This is a genomic window from Ruegeria sp. BHSC026 (genome assembly GCF_059613065.1).
In genome coordinates this window covers 36,055-61,162 of record NZ_JBXWRV010000013.1, presented here as the reverse complement: position 1 = coordinate 61,162, position 25,108 = coordinate 36,055, and the positions used below count along the sequence as shown (strand labels likewise).

At 62.2% G+C, this 25,108-nt stretch carries 23 protein-coding genes and 1 tRNA gene; 11 read left to right on the top strand and 13 right to left on the bottom strand.

The annotated features are described in order from the left end of the window. Positions 1–10: 10 nt before the first annotated feature. From AC2FME_RS14785 to AC2FME_RS14765, 5 genes are all read right to left on the bottom strand, one after another. Positions 11–541, bottom strand: coding sequence for an ester cyclase (locus tag AC2FME_RS14785; RefSeq protein ID WP_496800815.1), 531 nt, complete (start codon positions 539–541; stop codon positions 11–13). Positions 542–671: 130 nt separating this feature from the next. Next, positions 672–1,826 (bottom strand): carbohydrate ABC transporter permease, encoded by a 1,155-nt coding sequence (locus AC2FME_RS14780; protein ID WP_496686717.1) that lies wholly within the window; start codon positions 1,824–1,826, stop codon positions 672–674. A gap of 1 nt (position 1,827) precedes the next feature. After that, positions 1,828–2,802, bottom strand: a complete 975-nt coding sequence (locus AC2FME_RS14775) for a carbohydrate ABC transporter permease (RefSeq protein ID WP_496742872.1) — start codon at positions 2,800–2,802, stop codon at positions 1,828–1,830. A gap of 118 nt (positions 2,803–2,920) precedes the next feature. Then, a complete protein-coding gene (locus AC2FME_RS14770) occupies positions 2,921–4,132 on the bottom strand; it encodes an ABC transporter substrate-binding protein (protein ID WP_496800814.1) in 1,212 nt (403 codons plus the stop codon). A 74-nt stretch (positions 4,133–4,206) separates the two neighbouring features. Further along, positions 4,207–5,256 carry an ABC transporter ATP-binding protein gene (locus tag AC2FME_RS14765; protein ID WP_496679129.1) on the bottom strand — a complete coding sequence of 350 codons (1,050 nt, stop codon included), beginning with the start codon at positions 5,254–5,256 and terminating at the stop codon, positions 4,207–4,209. A gap of 165 nt (positions 5,257–5,421) precedes the next feature. Here AC2FME_RS14765 and AC2FME_RS14760 point away from each other — a divergent pair, with 165 nt between their 5' ends. Then, entirely contained in the window at positions 5,422–6,423 is a 1,002-nt protein-coding gene (locus tag AC2FME_RS14760) for a nuclear transport factor 2 family protein (RefSeq protein ID WP_496800813.1), read from the top strand. After that, on the top strand, positions 6,420–7,289 hold the full coding sequence (locus AC2FME_RS14755; protein ID WP_496800812.1) for an amidohydrolase family protein: 870 nt from the start codon (positions 6,420–6,422) through the stop codon (positions 7,287–7,289). The genes AC2FME_RS14760 and AC2FME_RS14755 overlap by 4 nt, the downstream gene beginning before the upstream one ends. A gap of 10 nt (positions 7,290–7,299) precedes the next feature. Here AC2FME_RS14755 and AC2FME_RS14750 read toward each other — a convergent pair whose 3' ends face one another. The 8 genes from AC2FME_RS14750 to AC2FME_RS14715 form a co-directional block, all read right to left on the bottom strand. Continuing rightward, positions 7,300–8,301, bottom strand: coding sequence for a HupE/UreJ family protein (locus tag AC2FME_RS14750; RefSeq protein WP_496800811.1), 1,002 nt, complete (start codon positions 8,299–8,301; stop codon positions 7,300–7,302). After that, entirely contained in the window at positions 8,298–9,125 is an 828-nt protein-coding gene (locus tag AC2FME_RS14745) for a peptidyl-prolyl cis-trans isomerase (RefSeq protein WP_496800810.1), read from the bottom strand. Before AC2FME_RS14745 ends, AC2FME_RS14750 begins: the two co-directional genes overlap by 4 nt. Positions 9,126–9,256: 131 nt before the next feature. Continuing rightward, on the bottom strand, positions 9,257–11,179 hold the full coding sequence (locus AC2FME_RS14740; protein WP_496800809.1) for a DUF3604 domain-containing protein: 1,923 nt from the start codon (positions 11,177–11,179) through the stop codon (positions 9,257–9,259). Positions 11,180–11,313: 134 nt separating this feature from the next. Continuing rightward, positions 11,314–12,072, bottom strand: coding sequence for a porin family protein (locus tag AC2FME_RS14735; RefSeq protein ID WP_496679139.1), 759 nt, complete (start codon positions 12,070–12,072; stop codon positions 11,314–11,316). Between the two features lie 648 nt (positions 12,073–12,720). After that, positions 12,721–12,797 (bottom strand) — tRNA-Arg (locus AC2FME_RS14730). Between the two features lie 64 nt (positions 12,798–12,861). Continuing rightward, positions 12,862–14,196 carry a sensor histidine kinase gene (locus AC2FME_RS14725; protein ID WP_496686955.1) on the bottom strand — a complete coding sequence of 445 codons (1,335 nt, stop codon included), beginning with the start codon at positions 14,194–14,196 and terminating at the stop codon, positions 12,862–12,864. 66 nt (positions 14,197–14,262) lie between these two features. Then, positions 14,263–15,681, bottom strand: a complete 1,419-nt coding sequence (locus tag AC2FME_RS14720; RefSeq protein WP_496800808.1) for a dihydrolipoyl dehydrogenase family protein — start codon at positions 15,679–15,681, stop codon at positions 14,263–14,265. Between the two features lie 3 nt (positions 15,682–15,684). Continuing rightward, positions 15,685–16,416 carry a TVP38/TMEM64 family protein gene (locus tag AC2FME_RS14715; protein WP_496800827.1) on the bottom strand — a complete coding sequence of 244 codons (732 nt, stop codon included), beginning with the start codon at positions 16,414–16,416 and terminating at the stop codon, positions 15,685–15,687. Between the two features lie 295 nt (positions 16,417–16,711). On the opposite strand from AC2FME_RS14715, the gene rpmH reads away from it, so the two are divergent. From rpmH to yihA, 9 genes are all read left to right on the top strand, one after another. Then, positions 16,712–16,846: a 50S ribosomal protein L34 gene (gene rpmH / locus AC2FME_RS14710; RefSeq protein WP_005980833.1), complete on the top strand. Its 135-nt coding sequence runs from the start codon at positions 16,712–16,714 to the stop codon at positions 16,844–16,846. 26 nt (positions 16,847–16,872) lie between these two features. Next, entirely contained in the window at positions 16,873–17,295 is a 423-nt protein-coding gene (rnpA, locus tag AC2FME_RS14705; RefSeq protein ID WP_496686700.1) for a ribonuclease P protein component, read from the top strand. After that, entirely contained in the window at positions 17,292–17,531 is a 240-nt protein-coding gene (gene yidD / locus AC2FME_RS14700) for a membrane protein insertion efficiency factor YidD (RefSeq protein WP_093965416.1), read from the top strand. The genes rnpA and yidD overlap by 4 nt, the downstream gene beginning before the upstream one ends. Positions 17,532–17,609: 78 nt before the next feature. Beyond that, entirely contained in the window at positions 17,610–19,232 is a 1,623-nt protein-coding gene (locus tag AC2FME_RS14695; protein WP_496800807.1) for an acyl-CoA dehydrogenase family protein, read from the top strand. A 42-nt stretch (positions 19,233–19,274) separates the two neighbouring features. Beyond that, positions 19,275–20,168, top strand: coding sequence for a tRNA 2-thiocytidine(32) synthetase TtcA (ttcA, locus tag AC2FME_RS14690; RefSeq protein ID WP_496679153.1), 894 nt, complete (start codon positions 19,275–19,277; stop codon positions 20,166–20,168). 68 nt (positions 20,169–20,236) lie between these two features. Continuing rightward, positions 20,237–21,778: a putative bifunctional diguanylate cyclase/phosphodiesterase gene (locus tag AC2FME_RS14685; protein ID WP_496800806.1), complete on the top strand. Its 1,542-nt coding sequence runs from the start codon at positions 20,237–20,239 to the stop codon at positions 21,776–21,778. A gap of 116 nt (positions 21,779–21,894) precedes the next feature. Next, positions 21,895–23,724, top strand: a complete 1,830-nt coding sequence (gene yidC, locus AC2FME_RS14680; RefSeq protein ID WP_496800805.1) for a membrane protein insertase YidC — start codon at positions 21,895–21,897, stop codon at positions 23,722–23,724. After that, positions 23,721–24,458 carry an MOSC domain-containing protein gene (locus AC2FME_RS14675; RefSeq protein WP_496800804.1) on the top strand — a complete coding sequence of 246 codons (738 nt, stop codon included), beginning with the start codon at positions 23,721–23,723 and terminating at the stop codon, positions 24,456–24,458. Before yidC ends, AC2FME_RS14675 begins: the two co-directional genes overlap by 4 nt. Next, entirely contained in the window at positions 24,455–25,108 is a 654-nt protein-coding gene (gene yihA / locus AC2FME_RS14670; RefSeq protein WP_496800803.1) for a ribosome biogenesis GTP-binding protein YihA/YsxC, read from the top strand. Before AC2FME_RS14675 ends, yihA begins: the two co-directional genes overlap by 4 nt.

Genomic DNA, 25,108 nt, shown 5'->3' with positions numbered 1-25,108 from the left:
GTCTTGATCCTCAGTTGTCGGGACGGGGCGGAGTTTTCTCGCCCCGGTCATATGCTTCCCAGCCGTGGCCCTGGAAGAGGTCGACGCCCAGCTGCGCGGCGACATGGGCGAAGTCGACGTTCACCCAATTGTCGACGATCTTGCCGTCGACCACTTTCCAGAAATCCATGTAGCGGATCTCGACCCGCTTGCCGGTGGGCGGGATGCCCAGAAATTCACCCGAATGGGTCGCCTCCTGCCGACCAAAGGCCGCGGCCCATTCGCCCATGTAGAGCCGCGCCTCGTCGATGCAGACCTTGTCGGAAAACGCGGCCTGGAAGGGGCGCTGCCAGTTGTCCTGAAACTCTTGCAGACCGTTCTTCGTGCCGCAGCCTTGGTTGCCCATCCAGCGGAACCCTTCGGCGAAGAACTCGCCAATGTCGTTGATGCGGTGGTCATTCAGGCCGTCGACCATGGCTTCGATCACGCGGCGCGTGTCTTCGGTCTTGGTCAGGTCGGTGTCGCGGGTCAGAACCGCTTGTTCAGGTCGGGAACCTTTCATCGTCTTGTCCTTGTCAGATTGTCAGGGATTGGGGATCGGGGGAGCATGCCCCCAAACCCGGGAAAATCCCTTGGCAACCTGTTTAGCGCCGGGTGGCGCGTCAGGGCGTTATGGCGGAACCGGCGGCTCATCAGCCCTTGACCGCGCCGGCGGTCAGTCCGCTGACGATCTGGCGCTGGAAGATCATGACCAGGAAGAAGAGCGGCGCGGTGATCGACACGGCGGCGGCCACGGCGACGACCTGGTCGGTGGTGGTGGTTTCGCGGTTGAACATGCCGGCGATGGCAGGAACCATGGTCTGGTTCTGCGCGTCCAGCAGCAGCGAGGTCACCAGAAAGTCGTTGTAGGCCAGCAGGAAGCTGAACAGCCCGGTAGTGATGACGCCCGGCCACATCACAGGCATGATCACACGACGGAAGGCCTGGAAATGGTTGCAGCCATCCACGCGCGCGGCTTCGTCCAGCTCGGCCGGGATGTTCTGGAAGAACGACCGCAGCATCCAGATGGTAAAGGGCTGGTTGATCGCCACCAGAACCGCGATCACGGCAAAGGGCTTGCCATATAGCGTGGGCGCGTTTTCCCCCAGGATCGGGCGCAGCCATTCGGCCGAGTTGATGAAGACCGGCAAATAGCCCGCCACCAGAACCGAGTGCGGCAGCGCGCGGAACACCAACGCGACGATCAGGATCCAGAACGCAAGCGTCGAGCCGGACCGCGCCAGCCCATAGCCCGCCAGCGTGCCCACTGTCAGCGACACGGTCACGACGCCCGCGGTAACGATCAGCGAGTTCTTGAAGTTGTTGGAAAAGCCGCGGTCGATCCAGACGGTCTTGTAGTGCTCGGTCGTCAGGCCCAACACGTCGCGCCCCAGCGGGCCGAACAGTGGGTTCAGCACGTTCAGAACGGCCGGCAGAACAATGAAGAACACCAGCAGAAAACCCAGCACCAGAACCAGCCCGCCGATGATCCAGCCGAACCAGGCCTGCCCTGGCCGCGTGTAGGACTTCACCATTTCGGGCAGGGTCTTGGTGGCCAGGCGCGCGGTGGCCCACAGCACTGCGATGCCCATCAGGATATCGAGGATCGAGATCCCCTTTCCGGTCTCGAGCGTAGCCGGACCGAAGATCACGTTCAGCGCATTGCCGTCGAATGCGTCCACCGGCGATTTGAAGCTCATCACCGTGATCCAGAAGATCGGGAAGGCCGCCACCAGGCACCAGAAGGCCAGGAAGAAATTCGATGTCAGCCGCAGACCGAGCGGTTGGCGAAGCGCGCTTGAGGACATGTCAGTGGCCTCCCTTATGGTCGCGCCATGTCCGGCGCAGCGGTGCGATGAGAAGGATGACGATTCCGACCATGGTCAGCATGGCGCTGGCCGAGGCCCGGCTGATCGAACGGTTGCCCGCCTGATCCGGCACGAGGAAGTCATAGGTCAGCCATTGCAGCGAGATGACGTAGCCTTGGCTCGAGAAGCCGACGATTTCTTCGAACACCCGGTATGCGTCCATCAGATGAATCATCGACACGAAGATGATCAGCGGCATCAGGTGCGGGATGACGATGTATTTCAGGCGCTGCCAGCGGCTTGCGCCGTCGATAACTGCGCTTTCAAGGCTGTCCTGGTTCACGGTCTGAAGACCGGCATAGAACACGATCGCGGCAAAGGGCGCGACATGCCAGACGCGGTACAGCATCATCAGCAACTCGATCGTCCAGGCCTGCGCAAACAGGGCGATGTCGCGGTTCAGCCACCATTCCAGCATGGCCGTCAGGATGCCGTCACCGCGAAACAGCCAGTTGATCGACAGGGCACCGATGACCGGCGTGATGATAAAAGGCAGGAGCGACACGAAGATCACCGGCCCCCGGATCGCCTGCGCGGCGTTGTTGATGACGATGGCGATGGCCAAACCGAACCCGATCACCAGCGGCAGGGTGATCAACGTGAAGGTCAGCGTAAAGCGCAGCGCCTTCCAGAAATTGATGGTGGACAGCACGCTCCAGCTGCCTTCGCTGATCGCGCGCCAGGCCCGTTCGGGCTCCAGCACGTTGCGATAGCTTTCCAGCCCGACAAACTGGGTCTGCGTGATGATCTCGCCGTGTTCATCAAGTTTCGGAATGGACTTTTCTTCAGTCACGCAGGTCTGCGTCAGGAAGCCGGGCGTGCAGGTCTCGACCTCGACCGTCTCGTAGATGGGCTGGGTGACATAGAAACTCTGCTTGAACACGCTGACCAGCGGGAACGCGATGAAGAGAAGCATCATAAAGACAGAGGGGCCGACAAAGGCGGCAAATGTCCGGAAATTCATGGCTCTGCCTTTCTCATGGTTCTCGGTGGCGGAAGATGCGGGAGGAGGTCGGCCCCCTCCCGCGTGCGGATCAGTTGCTGACCAGGCCGGCTTCTTTTGCAGCGGTCAGATAGTCGGCTTCGATGTCGGCCAGGGTGGTCTGGGCGTCCTTGGCACCGGTCAGATAGTCGGCCAGTCCATTGCCCAGCGCGGTGTGCATGATGCCCATCGGGCCCGACGCCGGGTAGGGCTTGGCGCCTGCTTCGGCCGACGCGGCAGCACCCGCGGCCAGTTCACCGGGCGTGTAGGCCGGGTTCAGCCAGACTGCGACGTCATTGTTGGCCTGCACCATTTCCGCGTCGATGCCTTCCATCATCACGCGGAAGGCGGCGTCGGCTTCCTCATCGCTCATGTTCTTGGCCAGAACCATGCCGTCCCACCAGATCGTGGTCGCCGGAGCCGCCGACCCCAACGGAGCCGCCGCCATCGTCACCTTGCCGACCACTTGGCTTTCGGCCTCGTCGTTCATTGCGGCCGCGCGGCTGGCCCACAGGTTGGCCATGGCGATCTTGCCCTGCTGGAACTGCTGCTGAACGTATGTCGAATCCGAGACCAGGTATTCCGGGTCCATATATGCCGTCATCGCCTTGAGCGTTTCCAGCGCGCGAACCCCCTGTTCGTTGTTGATCGCGGGCATGTTGCCTTCGGCAAAGAACTCGCCGCCCTCGCCCAGATACATGTTCACGAATTCCTGACCCAGGTTCCAGCCGGTCTTGAACGTGCCGCCCAGCGGATACTCGACCACGCCGGCTTCCTTGATCTTTTCCGCCGCGGCCAGCACGTCGGCATAGGTCTTGGGCTCGGCAATGCCCAGATCGGCCAGAATGTCGCTGCGGTACATCAGGTGCTGGGCGTTCACCATCATGGCGATGGCCATGGTCTGGCCGTCCACCTTGATCAGCTGGTTCGGCAGCAGGTCCTGGCCGTATTTGGCGACCAGACCATCCAGCGGACGAATGGTGCCCGCGTTCAGCAGCGGCACCAGCGTGGCGTTCGACACGCCGCCGATCTGGTACAGCGCCGGGTTGGCCGCAAAGGCTTCGGGTTGCTTCTCGCGGAATTCCTGATCCAGCGAGGCGCTGAAATTGCCGCATTCGGCCATGGCGTCGGTGGCGGCCTTCCAGGCCTCGAACCCGGCCGAAAGCGATTTAAGCGGAACGGTGTTTTCGAACGAACAGGCGGCCCAAGCGGCGCCCGAGGCCACCGACATCGCGCCGGCCAGTATGAGTGTCTTGAGTTTCATGCGTTTCTCCCTGTCAGGATCGGTCCGTCGTCGACGTCCGGACCGGTGGTTTGCCCTTGCGGGCTGTTGCGGGGTCAATCCCCGATCCGCGCACCGCTTCCAGCTTCGAAGAGATGACAGATTTCGCTTGGCACCGAGAACGAGACGGAATCGCCGATCTCGGCGCGGAAAGACTTGTCGGCCTTGACCGAGACCAGCGCGCCGCCGACCCGGACCGAGATCATCGTGGCGTCGCCCAAAAGCTCGAGCGTATAGATCGGGGCCGTGATCTGACCCTGCTCTGAAGCAAGAGCGGCGTCCTCGGCCCGGAACCCCAGCGTCAGCGGCCCGTCGGGGGCATCTATTCCGGGGATGTCCACGTGCTGCGCGCGGAACACGCCATCTTCGACGCGGCCCTCGATCAGGTTCATGGCGGGTGAGCCGATGAAGCTGGCCACGAAGGTGTTGGCGGGGCGATCATAGATGTCGGTCGGGCTGCCGACCTGTTGCACGATCCCCTTCTTCATCACCACGACACGGTCGGCCAGGGTCATCGCCTCGATCTGATCGTGGGTGACGTAGATCGTGGTAACGGCCAGTTCGTGGCTGAGGTTCTTGATCTGCGCCCGCGTCGATACCCGCAGCTTGGCATCCAGGTTCGACAGCGGCTCATCCATCAGGAACACGTTCGGTTCGCGCACGATCGCGCGGGCCAGAGCGACCCGCTGGCGCTGACCGCCCGACAGCTCGGCCGGTTTGCGATGCAGAAAGTCGTCCAATTCGACCATCGCGCTGGCGCGGCGCACTTTCTCGTCATGGGTCGCGGGGTCGATGCCGCGAACCTTCAGCGGAAAGCGGATGTTTTCATAGACGTTCATGTTGGGGTACAGGGCATAGCTCTGGAACACCATCGCCACGTCGCGGTCCTTGGGTTCCAGATCGTTGACCACCTTGCCGTCGATCAGGATCTCGCCCTCGGTCACGTCCTCGAGCCCCGCGATCATGCGCATCGTGGTGGTCTTGCCGCATCCGGACGGCCCCAACAGCACAAGGAATTCGCGGTCGGCGATGGTCAGGTCGAAATTGTGGACCCCCACGAACGACCCCCAGCGCTTGCCGACGTTGCGCAGTTGAATTTCCGCCATGGTGCCTCCCGGGAAGGAATCGTTTTGCATACGTTTGCAAAAGAGTAATCCAGCCACATCAATTCTGGCAAGACAATTTTGCAAACGTATGCAAAACTGTCCGAAGCAGGTGATTCACACACTCCTGACCTAAATCGCAACCCTCTGCCAGGAAACGGAAAAACCGTGAGTTTTCAGGACCAGAAAAAACTGATTTTGGCATTCCACGACGCGCTGGATGACACGGATGCCGCCGGCGTCGGCCAGGTCACCGAACAATTCTGCGCACCCGATCTGCTGTGGCGCGGCTTTCACCCCTTCCATAAAATCGTCGGCGCAAAGGCCGTGGCCGAGACGTTCTGGCAACCGATCAAGCACGGCCTGAAGCGCATGCAGAACCGGATGGACATCTTCTTTGCCGGCCGAAACTCGCTGACCCAATCCGATGATGTCTGGGTCGTGTCGATGGGGCATCTGATGGGCCTGTTCGACGCGCCGTGGCTGGGCATTCCGCCCACCGGCAAGCTGGCCTTTCTGCGGTACTGCGCCTTTTACAGGGTCGCAGATGGAAAAATCACCGAAACGGCCATGTATTTCGACATTCCCCACCTCATGGTGCAGGCCGGGCTGAACCCCTTTCCTCCACAAACCGCGGCACACCTCGTGCAGCCCGGCCCCAGAACCCATGACGGGCTTTTGATCGACGACCAGCCCGCAGCCGAAGGCCAAAAGACACTGGCGCTGATCAACGCGATGATTTCGGACCTGGGCCAGTGGAACAGCGGCCTGACGCTGGAGGAGGAACTGGCACGCACCTGGCATGACGACATGCTGTGGTGGGGTCCCGAGGGGATCGGAGCCACCTACACCATCCCGCGCTATGCCAAGCAGCACTCGGGCCCGTTCCGCGCCGGTTTCGCCGAGCGGTCCAAAACGCGACACATCTGCCGCATGGCCGAGGGGCATTATGGCGGGTTCTTCGGATGGCCCAACTTCACCGCCGTTCCGACAGGCGGCTTCATGGGCATGCCCGCAACCGGCAAACCGGGTGAGTTTCGGGTCATCGACATCTATCGGCGCGCGGGCGACAAGCTGGCCGAAAACTGGATTTTCATCGACCTGCTGCATTTCTGGAACCAGCAAGGGGTCGACATCCTGTCGCGCACGCTAAGGACTGCCACGCCATGATGATCGACGCACATCACCATTTGTGGAACCTGAAGGCGGTGCACTATCCTTGGCTGATGGAGACCGGCGGTGTGCGGTTTTTCGGTGACCCATCAGCGATCCAACGCGACTATCTTCTGGACGAATTCCGCGCAGACGCCGCGGCGCAGGGGTTTTCTGCGTCCGTCCACATTCAGGTGGGCGCGGCGGACCCTTGGGCCGAGGCCGCTTGGGTGCAGTCGGTTGCCGATCAGACACCCGACTGGCCGTTGGTCCAAGTGGCTTTCTGCGATCTGACTGCCCCGGACCTGGGTCACCGGCTGGACAGGCTGCAAACCCTGCCCTCGTTGCGGGGCGTGCGCCAGATCGTCGGCCGCGCACCCGAAGAGGACATGGCATCCGGCACCAATGCCCTGCTGGACGACCCACGTTTTCTGGCCGGCCTGCAGGAACTGGGCGCGCGCGGTCTTTCATTTGATCTGCAACTGCTGCCCGAGCTGATGGAGCAAGCCGCCCGCGTTCTGGAGCGCGCGCCCGAAACGTCGGTTGCCCTGTGTCATGCCGGCTCGCCACATGATAGAACAGAGGGCGGGGTCAAATCCTGGTCCAGATCCATTCGGTCGCTGTCCGCGCTGCCGCATGTGTCGTGCAAACTGTCCGGTCTGGGCATGTTCGACCACGGTTGGACGGCAGACTCCGTCCGCCCGATCGTTCAGGAGTGCCTGAACCAGTTCGGCCCCGCCCGCTGCATGTTCGGGTCCAACTTCCCTGTAGACAGCCTGTCCTCGGACTATGCGGAACTGGTGTCTCGCCACCGTTCGCTGATTCCGGCTGAGATGCAGGCGGATGTGTTCGGGCGCACGGCCCGACGTTTCTATCGGTTTTGACGGGTCGGGGTCAGAAACCACTGACCCGCTCGATCAGCCAATACATCGAAACGGTTCCAATTCCATATCCGGTTACCGTCGTCGCCCAGTCGAGTGCGCCACGGGATTGGAAAGCACCCAGAACACGCAGCACCGCCAAGCCAAGCGCGACGACGGCGACAAATGCCAATTGGCCGGCTTCGACCCCGATATTGAAGGCTAGCAACGCGGCTGGAATGTCACCTGCAGGCAAACCGATCTCGGACAGGGCCCCGGCAAACCCCAAACCGTGCAACAAACCGAAACTGAAGCAGACAATCCACGGATATTGCTCGGACAGTCGCAACTGCCCGTCCTTGTGCCGCAATATCTCAACGGCAAGAAACACGATGGACAAGGCGATCACCGCTTCGACCGGAGGACCCGGCACTTGCAGCAAGCCAAGTGTGGCCAAGGCCAAGGTGATTGAATGTGCGACCGTAAACGCCGTAATCGCCCCGACAAGCCGCCAAGGATCGCGCACCAGAACGATCAGGGCAAACACGAACAACAGGTGATCCCAACCTTCGAGAATGTGTTCGAACCCCAATTGAAAATAGCTGGCGAAAACCGCCCAGGTTGACGGATCGGCCGGGATCGTCAGCTTGGTATTGTCTGGGGTGAAACGCAGCGTTACCGCTTCTGCAGCCAATGGCTGCATCCGCAGCAATACGTCGTTGCGTTGCAACTCAAGCCCATCAATCGCGATCGGTTGATCCGCGATCGGCCCTTGGCATTGCGCCACCCAGACCGAAACCCACGCAGCCCCATCGTTCTGCGGCGCGGGTCCTGATTGCGGCGTACAAATCTTTGGCAAGACCGCCTCGATTGCCATCGGCCGCCCGTTCACATCCGGCAGCCTCCACAGAACCTGCCACGTGTTTTCCGTCAACTGCCGCAGATCGAGGAAACCGGGATCCAAGGCATGGGCTTGGCTTTGCCCGGCCGCCAGCATCAACCAAAAGGTGGAAAGCGCTGCGAGGATCCGCGTCATTCTTGCGGCTCCCACGCGGGCAGCGAGATCTCATAACCTGCAGCCAGGCTCTGGTATTGTGCTTCGGCCAGTTCCTCGGAGGTTTGTCTGCGCCAATCTTGAATCACCATGTCACGAACGTCATCCAGCGGCGGCAGTATGCCCGGCTCCACTGCATTGACCCTCACCAAGTGCTGGCCATAGCCCGACACCACCGGTCCGGCCCATGCTCCGCTGGGCAACGTCGCCAGGATCTCGGAAAAGCCGCGCCCAAACGTGCTATCGATTGCGCGCGCCGACGACAGCGGCACCGTCTTTGGCAACAGCGTGGGCAGCCCCACCTGCATAGGGTCATTGCCCACCGCAAGAGCCGATTGAGCCGCCTCAACATCGGCGCTGCCGGGGGTCTCGCCCAAGAAGACTTGTTCAAAGGCGAATTTCGAGGGCGTTCGGAATCTATCTGGATTGTCTTGCAGATACGCCGCAAGTTCCGCATCTTCGGGCACGACAGACGACGCAATCGAGCGGGTCAGGAATTCCATCTTCTGAGCAAGCCGCGCCCGAATGACTGGATCGCCCCGGTCCAGACCAAGTTCGCGAGCCTCGCGCACCAATATTTCTTCGCGTACCAAGCCATCCACCAGCCGCCGCAATTCTTCTGGGGTGGGCGCACGATTCCAACTGGCGCTGAACCGGCTTGCCAACATCGATACATCATTGTCGTCAACAACGATTGCTTGCTGCTGAGCCTGCTCCTCGGACGGTGGGGATATCCAGTTGAACCACGCGAAGATTGCCACTCCAATCAGCAGGAAATGTGCCAGTGGTTCTTTCAGAAAACGCATAAAATTACCTGTACTCTCGAAAAGCTTTCGCGGAAAAGTGGCCACGACACCGGGGCAAAGCCCACTCGCCCATCATGACAAAAAAAACCGGGCGTTGTCATCCGCCCGGCTGAAACACTTTCGACAACCGGTCATCCCTCCGGTGTGTACCAGAGCGGCGACGAATAGGCGCGCTCCTGATGCACCAGCTGCGCTTCCTCGGGAAGCTCAAGGTCAAAGCGCAGCTTGTCGTACAGAACCCAGCGTGGGGTCGGGATTTCCAATACCCGGACATAGTAGAAAGCCCGGGCTGCCGGATCGAATTCGGGATCGGTCCAGACGGTCACCAGCTCGGACGCGCCGATCGTGTTGGTCCAGCTTGCGGTGTCCAGATCGACCGTATTTCCGACCGGGGGCAGTTTGCCATTTGCGTCCGGCTCTCGATCCCCTGACCAAACAACGTCGAACACCTTTTCCTGCATCTCACCCTCGGCGTCCAACCAGCCCTTGACCACCTGGACACGGTCCAAGTTGGCGCCGATCGGATCGCGCAATGCCCCGATCAGGAAGGTCGGTGCACCCTCACCCTCGCGCGGGCGGAGATCACTGCCCATGGGTACGCCCTTGGTATAGCCTACATCGGCCACCAGACGCGTCAGCAAATCGTCCTCGACAAAATCCCATCCGCCAAAGAACCGCAGCCCGATCCGAGGCCCGGTCGTGGCATAGGTTTCGCGCCGCTTGAACGCGTCGAAAATGGCCGAGCGCGTGTTGTCCGACGCCCAGACCGCCGTGTAGCCCGAGGCCACCAGCGTATGCCCTTCGAACGCGCCCAACTCGCTTTCGACGAAGGGGTGCAGCACACGGGTCGGCGATGGTTCGGCACTGACGGATTTTCCGAAATAGTTTTCCTCCTCCGCTGTGGTCAGCGAAGTATGGCTGTCGGTGGCGCCGCCCATTCCGAACTTGTAGGGGTTTACGCCGAATTTCTCTTCGAGCATCAATCCGCGTTTCAGCGCCTCGCGCGCGTATTCGCCGGCCAACATGTCGTCGGTTTTCAGTTGCGTAATATCCAGATTGCCCACATCCCAATTCTCGTAGTCGGCGAATTCATCATCCGGGCTGAGAAAGGGATGCGCCTCTCCGTCGCCCTTAATCTGCGTCACCTCGTAGTGCGGCTCCCACTTGGCACGGTTCTTGACGTATTCTTCGTCGACCTTGCCACCGTGATAGGTGTCTTCGGTCGGAAACATCCAGCCGTTGGACAGATTGCCATTATGCGCAAAGGCCAAAGCCCGTCCGCCGGTCCGGGCCTGATAGTCTTCCAACCAAGCATAGAGCGCCTTGGGATCCGTATCCCCGTAGGGCGGTTGTGTGACCGGTGGCACCACCTGCAGCGCTCGGATCGGCCCGTCCCGCAGCATGACGTTGCGGTGCAGGTTGAACCCCTTGGGTACCGAAGTCCATTCGAACCCAATGAAAGCGGTGAAATTGCCGGGGTCGTTGTGCCGTTCGGCGGCCAGAACGATCTGCTCCCATGTAAAGGCAAATGCATCGGCGCCGGGGCTGTAGGATTCCAGCAGCACCTCGGGCAGGGTCATTTGCGAAAAATTGGTAATGATATCAAAGGCGGCCTTGGCGGCCTCTTCCCCGCCAGCCTTGTAGCCCTGGTACCATTGCAACCCCTTCGGATCAGCCAGCACACCCGGCTTGCCCGCCTGCAGGTCAGGCGCAAACCCCATCAAGTCGGTGTGATCGGTCAGAACCATCCAGTCGAGAGGCCGCGCAAGGCGCACCGGCTGACCTGTCGAAGAGATTACCTGCTCGCCCTTCGCAAATCGCCACGCCTCATCCGGACCGAGCGTATTGCCGAAAGCGCCGGCGTCCAATGACAAGGACGTGTGCAGATGTGTATCGCCCCACAACGGACGTTCGGGAAAAGTACGATTTGCATAAGGCGAAAACGGTGCTTCGGCGAAAGTGCCTTCGGCAGCCTCCTTGCTGGGAACGGCATCCGCAAAACCCGAGGTTGGCAAGGCTATCAATCCGGCGAGTATCGCGGTCACTCTAAACATCTGGTCCCCCCATTTCCGTTTTGTGCGACCGGTCTTTGCCGCAGGCTCGACTCACAGAGTATCACAGTGAGGCAGCACAAGTCTGAGAAACTTGCCTTGGGGCCAGATGACCACCTAAAGACCCTGAAAAGTCGTCAGAAACGGTAAGTCGCCCCGATCACTGGCCCAGATTGGCTGAACGTGAAGTCGTTGCCGTTCAGGACGTGATCAAAGGAAATGTAGCGATAGCCACCCCGGATCAGCCACCTTTCGTTCAAAGCATAATCCGCCGTCAGCAGCACCTGCCAGGTTTCGCTGTCACTCTGAAAGCCGCCATAATCGAAAAAGGCGGTGCCGGTCCACCGTTCGGACAGGACGAAACGCGCCCGCGCTGCAATCACCGCATCGGTCCAACTATTGTCGACCGAACTTGTACCACCCGGCGCGGAACCGGGCCGAAGCGTGAAGGTAGTTTCAGTACTGAACCAGCGCAGACCACCCGCCAGATCCAGTTGAACGGTCGGATCCTCGTAGACCCGATAGCCCAGATAGGCGCTGAGGAATTGTGTTGTTGCCGAGGTGTCGAGACCCGAGAAAATCGGTCCGGGCGTATCGGTTCCGAACGACAGGTCCGTGTAGTTGTAGTCCGCCAACAGGGTCCAGCGCCCGTTGGTCGCGGAAAATGTACCCATGAAGGCCAGATCCAAGTTGCTCAGCGCGTCCGAGAAGCTCAACGTGCCCTCTACGCCTCCTGCGGGCGTGTCGAGGCCGGTCTTGGTTTCCGGCATGAACAGGTAGATCGTCGCCTGATAGGACCAATCGCCTTGCTGGGCCCGGGCCGAATCTGCCCCGATGACAAACGCAACCGCACACGTGGCGGTCGCTGCGATCAAATTTCGTGTTGTTCCAAACATCATTTTCCTCCCGCAAACACAAAAATTTTTTTCTTTCGCCCAGAAAGAGGGGCAAGCAGCACTGGTTGCCCAGTTCAACATAAAAACATCTTGATGTCGCCGCCCGAATTGCCGCTCGCCCTGATTAGATCTCGTAAACGCTGCTAAACGGTACGCGCCGTCATGCAGGCCACCGGAAGGAAATCTTCGGCCGGTTTACAGCCACGTTACCCGTCGAATTCGCGGCGCTTCGGCGCCAGTTCCATGTACTGGGAACCGGAGTCTGCGCCGCTCAGCCCGAACGACTTGCAGCAGAAGTGCCCCCCACGAGGATGTGAGCTCTTGCAAAGTGACGGGTCAAATCAAACGGCTATTCACCTGCCCCAGTCCAGATGCAACGCCGCGCGGCAGGCCGGTTCTTCCAGAACCCCGAAGGGCCGCCTCCCGTCTGCCAGAAGGCCGCACCGACCGGCGTTTTGGATACCGCGAAGAAATCCGATGCCAGTCCATCACTCTTTGTATTGCTTCCGCCGCACGGCAGGGTCACACCGCGCATTTAAAGTGCATTGCGGCCGGGAGTGTCGGCACCTTCCAGATTGTCTTGGGGGAGCAAGACAGTCTCCGACTTGCAAAGTATCTCTTGAAAGTCACCGGCTGGATTTTACCAAGTGGCGGACCGAGGAGGATTCGAACCCCCGACCCCTTGATTCGTAGTCAAGTACTCTATCCAGCTGAGCTATCGGTCCGCGTTGGTGAGGCGCTATTTAGACCCGCCGCCCGAGACGTGCAACCCGATTCTTCAAAAATATTTCAAAAACCCGCATCGCCGCGCGGAAGCCTTATTTCAAAGGCCGTGCCATCGGGTCCGGTGCGGCTCAGCACCAGTTCGCCGCCATGTCCGCGCACCAATTCCTGCGAAATCGCCAGCCCCAGCCCCGACCCGCCCTTGCGCACGCCGCCCTGAAATGGCGTGAACAGATTCTCCTGCGCGCGGAGCGGCAGTCCCGGACCGGTGTCTTCGATGTCTATGAGCCAGGCGTCGTCGTCCTCGCGCGCGGACACGGTGATCCGGCCCGGCTGCCCTGACGCCACCAGCGCCTGTCGGGCGTTGCGTACGAGGTTCATCAGAACCCGGAACATCTGTTCGGGGTCAGCGCGAATGACCATGTCTTCGGGAACTTCGTTACGAATCTCGATACGCGCGTCGTCTACGGCCAGCGCCTCGCTGCCGACCACATCCGCCGCCACGTTGCGCAGGCGCACCATGGTCAGCGTCGGCGCCGGCTCTTCGGCGCGGCCGAAGGCCAGCGTGCTTTCACACAGGGAAACGGCGCGGGTGATCGAGTTGACCAGCTTGGGCGCCATGCGACGCACCAACGGGTCTTCGCTGGACTCGAGCCGGTCGGTAAACAGCTGGGCCGAGGTCAGGATGTTGCGAAGATCGTGGCTGACCTTGGCCACCGCACCACCAAGTTGCGCAAGCCTCTCGCGCTGTTTCAGGGCCTGGGTCAGGTCGGTCTGCAACATCTGCAGGGCTTCCTCGGCCTCGCGCAGTTCGGTCACCTTTGACTGGGGCGAAATGATCCCGCGCGCGTCTTCGGGCGCACGCGCATAGCGCTGCATGTAGCCCACCACGCCCTTGATCGGGCGAACAAGGACCACCCGCACAGCCAGAAACAGGAAAAACGCGGTGATGATCGAGATGACGAAGGACAGGCCGAGGATACGCAGACCGTAATCGATCATCGCCATCCGCAGGGGCGCCGTATCCATCGTGACCTCGATCAGCAGGCCGGCGTCTCGGACCGGCTGGCCGATCACGCGGATGATCTCGTTTTCGGGGGTGAACAGCCGCAGCATCGCATCGCGGATCAGAACCCACGGCCCCGCCTCGCGCAGATCAAAGGTCTTGGACACGTCGCCGGGAATGGGCGAGGACAGCATCAGCTGGCGCACCTCGTCCCGGCGCAGCACCACGTTGTAGACCCCGGCATTGGCTAGAAGCTCGGCCTCTAGCTCTTCGGCCAGCATGTCGTCGGCCAGCAGCGCCAGCGAGGCGATCTGGGCGCGTTCTAGCCGGTTCAGAAGGAAATCCTCGCGGAAGCGCGCGATCGACGGCACGAAGATCAGCACCTCGGCCAACATCACGAAGACCGTCGTCAAGATCAGGAAACGACCCGACAGCGAGTTCAAGTGGCGCTCCTTTCCCGATCAGGGGAGCCAACGCTGGACCAGCCTGACCACCCGTTCAACCATCTGATTTTCAAACAGTCTTGGCGAGAAATAGGCGCCCGCCACCCGTTTGTTAAGCTCTCCGATCGTGGGATAGGGCGACACCATCGCCGCGATCTGGCTCATCTTCAGGTTATTGGCCAGCGCCAGAGACCACAAGTTGATCAATTCGCCCGCCTGATGCCCCACGATTGTGGCCCCCACCGGGCGCCCCTTGACGACCATGACCTTGATGAACCCGGTCGTTTTGCGTTCGGCCACGGCGCGATCGTTGTGGGCATAGTCGAACCGGGCGATCTCGACCTTGTCGCCGTGGCGGTCGCGCGCCTGCGCCTCGGTCAGACCAACCTGAGCCAGTTCGGGGTCGGTATAGGTCGCCCAGGGGATATGCGACGTCCTGGCCTTGGACGGCAGCCCGAACAGAGCCGACCGGATGATGACCCCGGCATGATACCCCGCCACATGGGTGAACTGCAGCCCGCCCGCGACGTCGCCGATCGCGTAGACCCTGCGGTTGGTGGTGCGCAGGCTGTCATCCACCTTGATGCCCGTGCGCGTCTGCTCGACCCCGGCAGCCTGCAGGTTCAGGCGGTCGGTGTTGGCCTTGCGCCCCACCGCCAGCAGCAGGTGTGAGCCCGCGTGGACCGCGCCATCCTCGGTGACGACCTCGACCGCGCCGGCCTTCCCGCGCACCCGGGCCACCATCGCGTGTTCCAGAATTTCGACCCCTTCGGCGCGCAGAGCCTCCAATACCACTGCGGCCGCCTCGGGGTCATCATTGCCCAGCGCCCGCGCGCCTTCGATCACCGTCACCTTGCAGCCCAGCCGGGCATGCGCCTGCGCCATTTCCATGCCGATAGGTCCCCCGCCGATGATCAGCAGGTGGTCGGGCTTGTCGCGCAGGTCGAAGATGGTCTCGTTGGTCTCATACGGCACCTCATCCAGCCCTGGGATCGGCGGCACCAGCGGCGACGAGCCCGTGGCCAGCACCACGCGACGGGGGGTGATGACGAAATGGCCGGCCTGAACCTGCGTGGGCGACAGAAAGCTCCCCCAGTCACGAATGACGCGCACGCCGAAACCTTCGAACCGTTCCTGGCTGTCCATGGGCTCGATCTGCGCGATCACGTCCCGCACATGGTCTTTTGCGGCGGCATAGTCCACCTGTGGCGCGTGTTCGGCAACGCCGAACGGCGCGGCATGGCTTTGTGCATGGGCTAGCTTGGCGCTGGCCAGCAGGGCCTTGGACGGGACGCAGCCATAATTCAGGCAGTCGCCACCCATCTTGTGCCCTTCCAGCAAGATCACGTCGGCGCCCATCTGGCTGGCCCCAGCGGCCACCGACAGGCCACCCGACCCGGCCCCGATCACCAGGATGTCGGTCTTGAGGTCTTGCATGGATCAAAGGCCCCTTCGGCCGCGAATGGTTTTGAGGAAAATCGGCAGAGCCGCCAGCGCGCACAGCCCCAGGATCGGGCCGATCACGAAGGGCTCGGTCAGCAGCGACAGGTCTGGCGTCTCGCCCTGGTCGAACACGCCGCCCAGGCCGACGCCGATCCAAGTATAGACGATGCCGCCCGGAATGATGCCCAGCGCCGTGGTCAACAGAAAGTTCCGGAACCTCACCCCCACCAGCGCCGGGACCAGATTGGCAACGAAAAACGGTACCACCGGCACCAGCCGCATCAGGAACAGCACCGGGATCTCGTTCTCGCGCAACCCGTCCTTGATTCGCTTGACGGTGCCTTCCGAGGCCTCCAGCCGCGCCGTCAACGCCTCGCCCAAACCCCAGCGGGCCGCCAGAAAGATCGCCGAGGCACCCAAGGTTGCGGCAAATACGTTGAACACGGTGCCCGCGAACAGCCCGAACAGGAACCCGCCCGTCATCGAGGCCACGGCCGCACCGGGCAAAGAAAAGGTGACGATCAGGACATAGACCAGGATAAAAACCCCCGCCAACGACCAGTAGTTGGCATCACGCCAGGCCAACAGCGCCTCGCGATTGTCGCGCAGGGTTTCAAAAGTCAGGTAGTCGCCCAGCGCAAAGAACCCGACGACGGCAACCGTCAGGATCACGATCAGGGGAATATGTCGCGCCAGCCCACTGCGCGGCACCTGGGTGGTTTCGGTCATTTCGTCGTCCGGGTTCGAATGCTTCATCTGCCCCACAAGATGCGCGCTTGGTCGCCTGCGCAACAGGGTCCTCACGCCGGGTTGAACACGCACCGGTTCAATGTGAGAAATCCGCCGTCCTCGGGCTGATTCTGAAACTTTTGGGTGGTCGCCCGGCAGAATTGTTGCAAAAGGCAAGAAAACCGTTGCGATGGGGTTTGACTTGCCCGCCGGTTCCCAGTAGAGGACGGGCTTCGAACACCACGGGCAGGCGAATCCGCGCCGCACCCGACCGCCAAAGATTGGAGACGGAGCGATGAAACGCACCTATCAGCCTTCGAACCTGGTTCGCAAACGCCGCCACGGTTTCCGCGCGCGCATGGCCACCAAGGCCGGCCGCAAGATCCTGAACGCTCGCCGTGCCCGCGGCCGCAAGTCGCTGAGCGCATAAACCGCGCGACCTTTCAGGTTTTGAACATGACGCCGCCGGAGGCCCCTGTGGATGGCACTGACCACCCCGGGGATATGCCCCCGGCGGTGTCCGTTTGCGCGCCTGCCTTGTCGGTACTGCGCAAGCGCAGCGATTTCCTCAGGGCCGCACGGGCGCGCCGACAGGGCACGCCTTCCATGATGGTGCAGGCCCGCAAGCGCGCACCGGATGAGGCCGAGGGCATCCGTGTCGGGTTCACCTGCTCGAAGAAGGTCGGCAATGCCGTAGCCCGCAACCGGGCCAAGCGCCGGCTGCGCGAGGCGGCCCGCGCCGTTCTTCCGGACCATGGCCGGGACGGGTGGGATTACGTCTTGATCGGTCGGGTCGAGGTGACCGCCGCCCGCCCCTTCGGCGCTCTGCTGGACGATCTGCGCCAAGCCCTGCGCAAGATCCACAGCCCGCGCAAATGACCCCTCTTGCCCATATCCTCGCGCTGCCAATCCGGGCCTACCGGCTGATCTTCAGCCCCTGGGTGGGGTTCAACTGCCGCTATCAGCCGACCTGCTCGGCCTATGCGCTGGAAGCGCTGGAAAAGCACGGTCCGATCAAGGGCGCTTGGCTGGCCGCGCGCCGTATCGGGCGCTGCCACCCCTGGGGGGGTGACGGCTATGACCCGGTGCCCGACGACAAACCCGACGCGCCCTGATCTGACACCCCGTTACGCTTGACCCAAGGGGGGTGCGCCGCTGAACATCGGTTTCATCAACAACCGTCCGAGGCGCCCATGTCCAGATCCAACGCCCGCCAGTCTCTGCCCACGCATGAGGTGACGAACCAACCGCCCGAGCGCGGCGACGTTGACCTGTGGACCTCGGACCCGGTTCTGCGCGATTGCGCCACGCGCGCCGGGGCACGGGCGATCCCACTGGCTGCCTACGGGGCCGCTCTGGGCCGGAGCGAAACCCGCGACGCCGGGCGCGACGCCAACATGCACCCGCCCGAACTCTGCCTCTTCGACCGGGGCGGCCGCCGTCTGGACGAGGTGCGGTTCCACCCGGCCTATCATCACATGATGGATCTGAGCCAATCGGCAGGCTATGCCGCGCTGGCCTGGGACGGAGCACCGGGCGGTCACGCCACTCATGCCGCGATGGTCTATCTGGCCAGCCAGGTCGAGCCGGGCCATTGCTGCCCGCTGACCATGACCTATGCCGCCGTGCCGGCGCTGGCCGCCAACCCCGAACTGGCCGATATCTGGCGCCCGAAACTGACCGCCAACACCTATGACCCAGCCCCCCGCCCGATCGGAGAAAAACGCTCGGCGACCTTGGGCATGGCGATGACCGAGAAACAGGGCGGCTCGGACGTGCGTGGCAATACCACCACCGCCACCCGTGACGGTGAGGCCTGGCGGCTGCGCGGCCACAAATGGTTCTGCTCGGCCCCGATGTCCGACGGGTTCCTCACGCTGGCGCAGGCTCCGGGCGGGCTGACCTGTTTTCTGCTGCCCCGCTGGCTGGAGGGCGAGCGCAACGCCATCCACCTGATGCGCCTCAAGGACAAGCTGGGCAACCGCGCCAACGCCTCGTCCGAAGTCGAGCTCCACGACGCGCTGGCCTATCAACTGGGGGACGCGGGGGCCGGCGTACGCACGATCATCGAGATGGTGCATCACACCCGGCTCGACACCGCGATGGCACCGGCCGGCCTGATGCGTGCGGCCTTGTCCGAAGCGCATCACTGGGTTAGCCACCGCAGCGCCTTTCAGCGCCGCTTGATCGACCAGCCGCTGATGCGTGCCGTTCTGGCCGACCTTGCGCTGGACTGGGAAGGCGCCCTGACCCTGGGCCTGCGCGTGGCACGCGCCTTTGACGGGGACACCGCCGAAGACCGCGCGTTTGCCCGGATCGGGGTGGCGCTGGCCAAGTTCATGTCGAACAAGCGCTGCCCCGTCGTTGCGGTCGAGGCGATGGAGGTGCTGGGTGGCATGGGCTATGTCGAGGACACGCCGATGCCGATGATCTATCGCGAAGCGCCGCTGAACGGCATCTGGGAGGGGTCCGGCAACGTGATCTGCCTGGACATTCTACGCAGCATTGCGCGCGACCCGCTGGCCGGCCAGACAGTACATGCCGAACTGGACGCGGCAACCGGAGCCGACCGCCGCTATGACGCCGCCCTGAAGGCGCATCGCGACCGTTGGCCCACCCTGCCCCCCGAGGCCGAGGCCCGCTGGTTCGCCGAGGCCACCGCGCATCTGCTGACCGCCGCACTGCTGCTGCGCCACGCGCCCGGTGCGGTGGCCGATGGATATATTGCCACGCGGGTTCTGGGCGAAAGCGGGCGCATACCCGGATCGGTCTCGGGGCTGGACACCGACGCCCTGCTGGGCCGGCTGTCCGGCTAGGCGGGCCTTGCTCGGTCGGCGCATCTGCGGTAGGGGCTGCGCATGTTCGACGAAGCCGACGATATCCATCCGCTGTTTGCCGGTGCGCCCTCGACCACCGAGTTCAAGAAGCTGCGCAAACGCATCGTGCGCCAGACGCGCGAGGCGATCGAGCAATACGGCATGGTTGACCCGTCGGCCCATGACAAGGATGGCAAGCCGCCGCGCTGGCTGGTCTGCCTGTCGGGCGGCAAGGACAGCTATACCCTGCTGGCCGTTCTGTACGAGCTGAAGTGGCGCGGCCTGCTGCCCGTGGACCTGCTGGCCTGCAATCTGGATCAGGGGCAGCCGGGCTTTCCGGCCACCGTGCTGCCCGAGTTTCTGGAACGCATGGGCGTGCCGCACCGGATCGAGTACCAGGACACCTATTCCATCGTGGTCGACAAGGTGCCGCAGGGCCGCACCTATTGCGCGCTGTGCTCGCGCTTGCGCCGCGGCAACCTGTACCGGATCGCGCGCGAGGAAGGGTGCTCGGCTGTGGTGCTGGGTCATCACCGCGATGACATCCTGGAAACCTTCTTCATGAACCTGTTCCACGGCGGCCGTTTGGCGACCATGCCCCCGAAACTGGTGAACGAGGATGGCGACCTGTTCGTTTATCGCCCTCTGGCCCATGTGGCCGAGGCCGATTGCGAGAAATTCGCCAAGGCGATGAACTATCCGATTATTCCCTGCGACCTGTGCGGCAGCCAGGACGGCCTGCAACGCCAGCAGGTCAAACAGATTCTGGACCAATGGGAAAAGAACAGTCCCGGCCGCCGGCAGGTGATGTTCCGTGCGCTGACCAATGCGCGTCCGTCCCACTTGCTAGACCCTGATCTCTTCGACTTTGCCGGCCTTTCGCTGAAACCCCGAAAAAACCCGGATGATCAGGGCGAAATACCGCGGTTGCGTTAACTTCTGACTCAGATTGGTTTTCTACCCTCGCCCTGCACGACAACGCCAAGGACGAGGGCCGAAACCCGATGCGGACCCATACTTTCTTCAGACAGATCCGGCACGCGCTGCTGACCGTTCTCTCGATTCCGCAGGGGCTGGCATTCGTTCCCGCACTCAGCCTCGCCGCATTCTGGCTGGGTGGAGAAACCGCACTGATCTTCGCGGCCCTTGGCCTGCCCTTGGCCTTTCTGATCGCCCTGCGCCTGACTGACAATACCTTGCCCGACGGCCAGAATATCTCGGGCCTGGTTTCCAACGACGCGTTCCGAACCCGGCTGGAGCAGATGCACCTGGCGGCGCGGGAGACCGGGTGCGATGCCGCCTGTCTGGTCGTCGCCGTGGATCAGTTCGACGACCTTCAGGACCTGCACGGTTCCGCCGCTGCCGATTTCATCGCACAGCGATTCGGCGACCGGGTTCTATCGGTCATACGCAGTCAGGACGTCGCGACCCGCATTTCCCGAAATGCGTTCCTGGTTGGCATGCACCCCTCCACGCAGCTCGGGCTCGAGGCTTGCATTCAGGCATCGGGCCGCATTCAGAGCGTTGTCGAGGAACCCGTTCCGCTCAACAGCGTCAGCGTCTACCTGTCCTGCTCGATCGGGTTCTGCCTGCAGTCAATGGTTCCCGATGGACCGGCGTCCGACTGGATCGAGGCCGCACAGGCCGCGCTGTCCGAAGCGCAGCGCAACGGGCCGTCGACGATCCGGGCCTTTTCCACCGAGACCCGGCGCCGGTCTCTGATCCATGTCAATCTCCGCAAAGAGCTTGAGGCGGCGCTGGACAACGGCGAAATCCAGCCGTGTTTCCAGCCACAGGTTTCGACCGATACGGGGGACGTCACCGGTTTCGAGGCTCTGGCGCGCTGGAATCACCCCACCAAAGGGGTACTGCGCCCGCAGGTCTTCCTGCCTTTCGCAGAGCAGGCCAACCTGATGGGAATGCTTGGCCAGGCCATTCGACACCAAGCCTTTTCGGCCATGCGCGATTGGGATCGCGCGGGGGCGGTGGTGCCCAGGATCGGCATCAACTTTTCGTCGGAGGAACTGCGCGACCCCAAGCTGATCGACCGCCTCAAATGGGAACTGGACCAGTACGACCTGACCCCGGAGCGGCTGGCTGTCGAAGTTCTCGAGACAGTGTTCGCCCGACATCCCGACGATATCATTGCGCGCAACGTGGCGCAGATGTCCGCCATGGGCTGCCATATCGATCTGGATGACTTTGGCACTGGCCATGCTGCTTTTGCATCGATCAAACGTTTCAACGTGAACCGCATCAAGATCGACCGGTCCTTTGTCACCAACGCCGACAAAGACCCTGAACAGCAACAGCTCGTCGGCGCGATACTGACGATGGCCGAACGCCTGAACCTGGAAACTTTGGCCGAGGGCATCGAGACCCCCGGTGAGCATGCGCTGATGGCGCAGTTGGGCTGCCACCATGTTCAGGGCTATGGAATTGCCAAACCGATGCCTTGGGAAGAGACCGTGCGGTGGATCACCAACCACCGCAACAGCCTCAAGGGAGCGCCCGCGATCGGACGAAAAATGGGAGGAGAATCCTGAAATCGCCGCCTGCATTGCCGCTACAACGGGCAAACAGCGGCGATTCCGCTTGACCTTTCGGGCTGCACTCTGTTGAACCCTGCGGTGTCTTTCACTGCTCAAGGTGGCTGTCCCCGATGGACGATCAGAACAAGAATCTCATCCTCGCAACCGCGCTCAGCTTTCTCGTGATCCTCGTGTGGTTCGTGCTGTTCCCTCCGCCGGAACCCGCCACGAACCTTGACCGAACCGAGATCAGTGCGACCGATGGTGACGGGCTCCAAACACCGAGCGCCGCCGGGCCTTCGACCATTGGCGAGACCACCTCGGAAGCCTCTGAAGCGGCCCCCGAGTCCAACGCGCCGCGGCTCGAGATCGACACCCCGCGCCTGACGGGCAGTCTTTCGCTTTCGGGTGGTCGGATCGATGAGCTGTTTCTGAAGGATTACAAGGTCTCGCTCGAAGAAGACGCGCCCATCGTCGAACTTCTGTCGCCGGTCGGATCGGAATCCGCATATTACGCGCTGTATGGTTGGGCCCCCGGCGCCGGACTTGCTGGGGCCGACGTGCCTGGCCCGAATACCTTGTGGGAAATTGAGAGTGGCGAAACGCTGGGCGTGGACAGCCCGGTCACTTTGGTCTGGAACAACGGCAAGGGCCTGACCTTCCGTCGCACGATCGCGGTGGACGAAGACTATATGTTCACGGTGACCCAGTCGGTTGAGAACGCGAGCCAGACCGAGGTCGGCATGGCGCCGTATGGCATCCTTGCCCGGCATGGCATGGGCGAGGATGGCGATCTTCCGGGATTGAAGAATTTCTTCATCCTGCACGAAGGCGTCATTGGCATGGCCGACGGGACGTTGTCCGAAGTCGATTATGGGGATGTCCGAGAATTCGACATCGACCCGAACGAACGCGCCCAGGCTGAGGTCTATCAGGTGAAGGAAAACGGCTGGATCGGCTTTACCGATCACTACTGGATGACCACACTGATCCCCGAGCCGGGCTCGGCCTTCAAGGCCGCCGCGAAATACGACGCCCGCCGCAAGATCTATCAGACCGAAACAGTACTGCCGACCTTGACGGTCGCACCCGGCGAAACCTCCCAGGTTACCACCCGGCTGTTTGCGGGGGCGAAGGAATGGGAAACCATCCGCGAATATCAGGCGCAGGGCGTTCAGAAATTCATCGACAGCATCGATTGGGGCTGGTTCTTCTTCCTGACCAAGCCGATCTTCTGGCTGCTGCACAACATCAACGCCCTGATCGGCAACATGGGTTGGTCGATCATCGGGCTTACTCTGATCATCAAGGCGATTCTGTTCCCGCTGGCCTTCAAGTCCTATGTCTCGATGGCCAAAATGAAAGAGCTTCAGCCGCAGATGGAAGCCCTCAAAGAGGCCGCTGGCGACGACCGCCAAAAGATGCAGCAGGGCATGATGGAGCTGTACAAGAAGGAAAAGGTCAACCCGGCTGCCGGCTGTCTGCCGATACTGCTGCAAATTCCGATCTTCTTCTCGCTGTACAAGGTGATTTTCGTCACCATCGAATTGCGCCACGCGCCCTGGTTCGGCCCGTTCCGCGATCTGAGCGCGCCGGACCCGACCTCGATCATGAACCTGTTTGGGCTGCTGCCCTGGGCCGGTCCCGAGCCGGGAACCCTGATGGCGACCATCTTCATCGGGATCCTGCCGCTGTTGCTGGGTATCTCGATGTGGCTGCAGCAAAAGCTGAACCCGGCGCCCACCGATCCGACCCAGGCCATGATCTTTGCCTGGATGCCTTGGGTCTTCATGTTCATGCTGGGCAGCTTCGCCAGCGGGCTGGTGATTTACTGGATCGCGAACAACACGATCACGTTTACCCAGCAGTACCTGATCATGCGCAGCCAGGGCTACAAGCCTGACGTGTTTGGCAACATCAAGTCCGGCTTCAAGCGAACACCGAAAACGGACGGCAAATGACGGGGGCGGTCACCGAAATCTGGCGGCACCCGATCAAGAGCCACGGCAGGGAAACCCTGTCCGAAGTCACCCTCATCCCCGGGCAGACCATGCCCGGGGATCGTGTTTGGGCGGTGGCGCATGAAATGTCCGAGGCCGACGGATCCGAATGGGCGCCCTGCGCAAATTTCAGCCGCGGTTCGAAGGCACCCCGCCTGATGGCGATCTCGGCCGTTCTGGACGGGGATCGCGTGACACTCAGCCACCCGGATCGGCCAGATCTGACCTTCCACCCAGACACCCAGCAGGATCTGTTTCTGGATTGGGTCCGCCCGCTCATGCCCGCCGACCGCGCGGCCTCGGCCCGGATCGTCCGAGTTCCGGGGCGGGGCATGACCGACAGCGACTACCCGTCGATCAGCCTTTGCAACATGGCCTCGCACCGCGCGGTCGAGCAAAGACTGGGCCGCAAGCTGTCGATCTGCCGCTGGCGGGGCAATATCTGGTTCGACGGCCTTCCTCTGTGGGAAGAATTCGACTGGCTGGATCGCGAGGTCCGGATCGGTGATGCCGTTTTTCACGTCAAGGAGCGGATCACCCGCTGCCTGGCAACCACTGCCAACCCCCAGACCGGCCAGCGCGACGCCGACACGCTGGGCGCGCTACGCAGTTGGGACCACCAGGATTTCGGCGTCTATGCGACTGTGATCCGCGGTGGCACGATCCGGCCCGGAGACGAGGTGCAGGTCCTATGAGTACATTGCCTTTCCCTTTGGCCCCCGAGCCCGACGCATTCAATTTGGAAAAAGGCCGCAAGCTGTTTGCCGGGCCGTCCGAATTCGTCAAGGGCGTCGTGGCGATGAACGGCCTTCCCGCCCCCGACCGGATCGAGGTCTGTTTCGCCGGCCGGTCGAACGTGGGCAAGTCCAGCCTGATCAACGCCCTGACCGGCACCAAGGGGTTGGCCCGCGCCTCGAACACGCCGGGCCGCACGCAAGAGATCAACTTCTTCACCCAGGGCCCCGACCTGTATCTGGTTGACCTGCCCGGCTATGGCTATGCCAATGCGCCGGTCAAGGTGGTCGAGAAGTGGCAACGCCTTCTGAAACAGTACCTGAGCGGGCGGCAGACCCTGCGCCGGGCCTTCGTACTGATTGATTCCCGCCACGGAGTGAAGCCCGTGGATGACGAGATCATGAAGCTGCTGGACACCAGCGCCGTGACCTTTCAATGCGTGATGACCAAGGCCGACAAGGTCAAGGCCAAGGACCGCGAAAAGGTTCTGGCCCAGGTGCGCGGCGCCTTGTCCAAACACCCCGCCGCCTATCCCGAGATCGTGCTGACCTCGTCCGAGAAGGGCGACGGCATCCCGGCGCTGCGTTCGATCATCGCCAATCTGGAATGA

Coding starts and splice junctions, on each gene's coding strand:
- AC2FME_RS14775 (WP_496742872.1), bottom strand. CDS start 2,802: ATGCTTCTCTTCATCGCGTTCCCGCTGGTCAGCGTGTTCAAGCAGAGT.
- AC2FME_RS14695 (WP_496800807.1), top strand. CDS start 17,610: ATGTCCAGATCCAACGCCCGCCAGTCTCTGCCCACGCATGAGGTGACG.
- AC2FME_RS14715 (WP_496800827.1), bottom strand. CDS start 16,416: ATGACCGAAACCACCCAGGTGCCGCGCAGTGGGCTGGCGCGACATATT.
- ttcA (WP_496679153.1), top strand. CDS start 19,275: ATGTTCGACGAAGCCGACGATATCCATCCGCTGTTTGCCGGTGCGCCC.
- rnpA (WP_496686700.1), top strand. CDS start 16,873: ATGACGCCGCCGGAGGCCCCTGTGGATGGCACTGACCACCCCGGGGAT.
- AC2FME_RS14785 (WP_496800815.1), bottom strand. CDS start 541: ATGAAAGGTTCCCGACCTGAACAAGCGGTTCTGACCCGCGACACCGAC.
- AC2FME_RS14765 (WP_496679129.1), bottom strand. CDS start 5,256: ATGGCGGAAATTCAACTGCGCAACGTCGGCAAGCGCTGGGGGTCGTTC.
- yidC (WP_496800805.1), top strand. CDS start 21,895: ATGGACGATCAGAACAAGAATCTCATCCTCGCAACCGCGCTCAGCTTT.
- AC2FME_RS14780 (WP_496686717.1), bottom strand. CDS start 1,826: ATGTCCTCAAGCGCGCTTCGCCAACCGCTCGGTCTGCGGCTGACATCG.
- AC2FME_RS14675 (WP_496800804.1), top strand. CDS start 23,721: ATGACGGGGGCGGTCACCGAAATCTGGCGGCACCCGATCAAGAGCCAC.
- yihA (WP_496800803.1), top strand. CDS start 24,455: ATGAGTACATTGCCTTTCCCTTTGGCCCCCGAGCCCGACGCATTCAAT.
- AC2FME_RS14685 (WP_496800806.1), top strand. CDS start 20,237: ATGCGGACCCATACTTTCTTCAGACAGATCCGGCACGCGCTGCTGACC.
- rpmH (WP_005980833.1), top strand. CDS start 16,712: ATGAAACGCACCTATCAGCCTTCGAACCTGGTTCGCAAACGCCGCCAC.
- yidD (WP_093965416.1), top strand. CDS start 17,292: ATGACCCCTCTTGCCCATATCCTCGCGCTGCCAATCCGGGCCTACCGG.
- AC2FME_RS14750 (WP_496800811.1), bottom strand. CDS start 8,301: ATGACGCGGATCCTCGCAGCGCTTTCCACCTTTTGGTTGATGCTGGCG.
- AC2FME_RS14720 (WP_496800808.1), bottom strand. CDS start 15,681: ATGCAAGACCTCAAGACCGACATCCTGGTGATCGGGGCCGGGTCGGGT.
- AC2FME_RS14725 (WP_496686955.1), bottom strand. CDS start 14,196: ATGTTGGCCGAGGTGCTGATCTTCGTGCCGTCGATCGCGCGCTTCCGC.
- AC2FME_RS14740 (WP_496800809.1), bottom strand. CDS start 11,179: ATGTTTAGAGTGACCGCGATACTCGCCGGATTGATAGCCTTGCCAACC.
- AC2FME_RS14745 (WP_496800810.1), bottom strand. CDS start 9,125: ATGCGTTTTCTGAAAGAACCACTGGCACATTTCCTGCTGATTGGAGTG.
- AC2FME_RS14770 (WP_496800814.1), bottom strand. CDS start 4,132: ATGAAACTCAAGACACTCATACTGGCCGGCGCGATGTCGGTGGCCTCG.
- AC2FME_RS14755 (WP_496800812.1), top strand. CDS start 6,420: ATGATGATCGACGCACATCACCATTTGTGGAACCTGAAGGCGGTGCAC.
- AC2FME_RS14735 (WP_496679139.1), bottom strand. CDS start 12,072: ATGTTTGGAACAACACGAAATTTGATCGCAGCGACCGCCACGTGTGCG.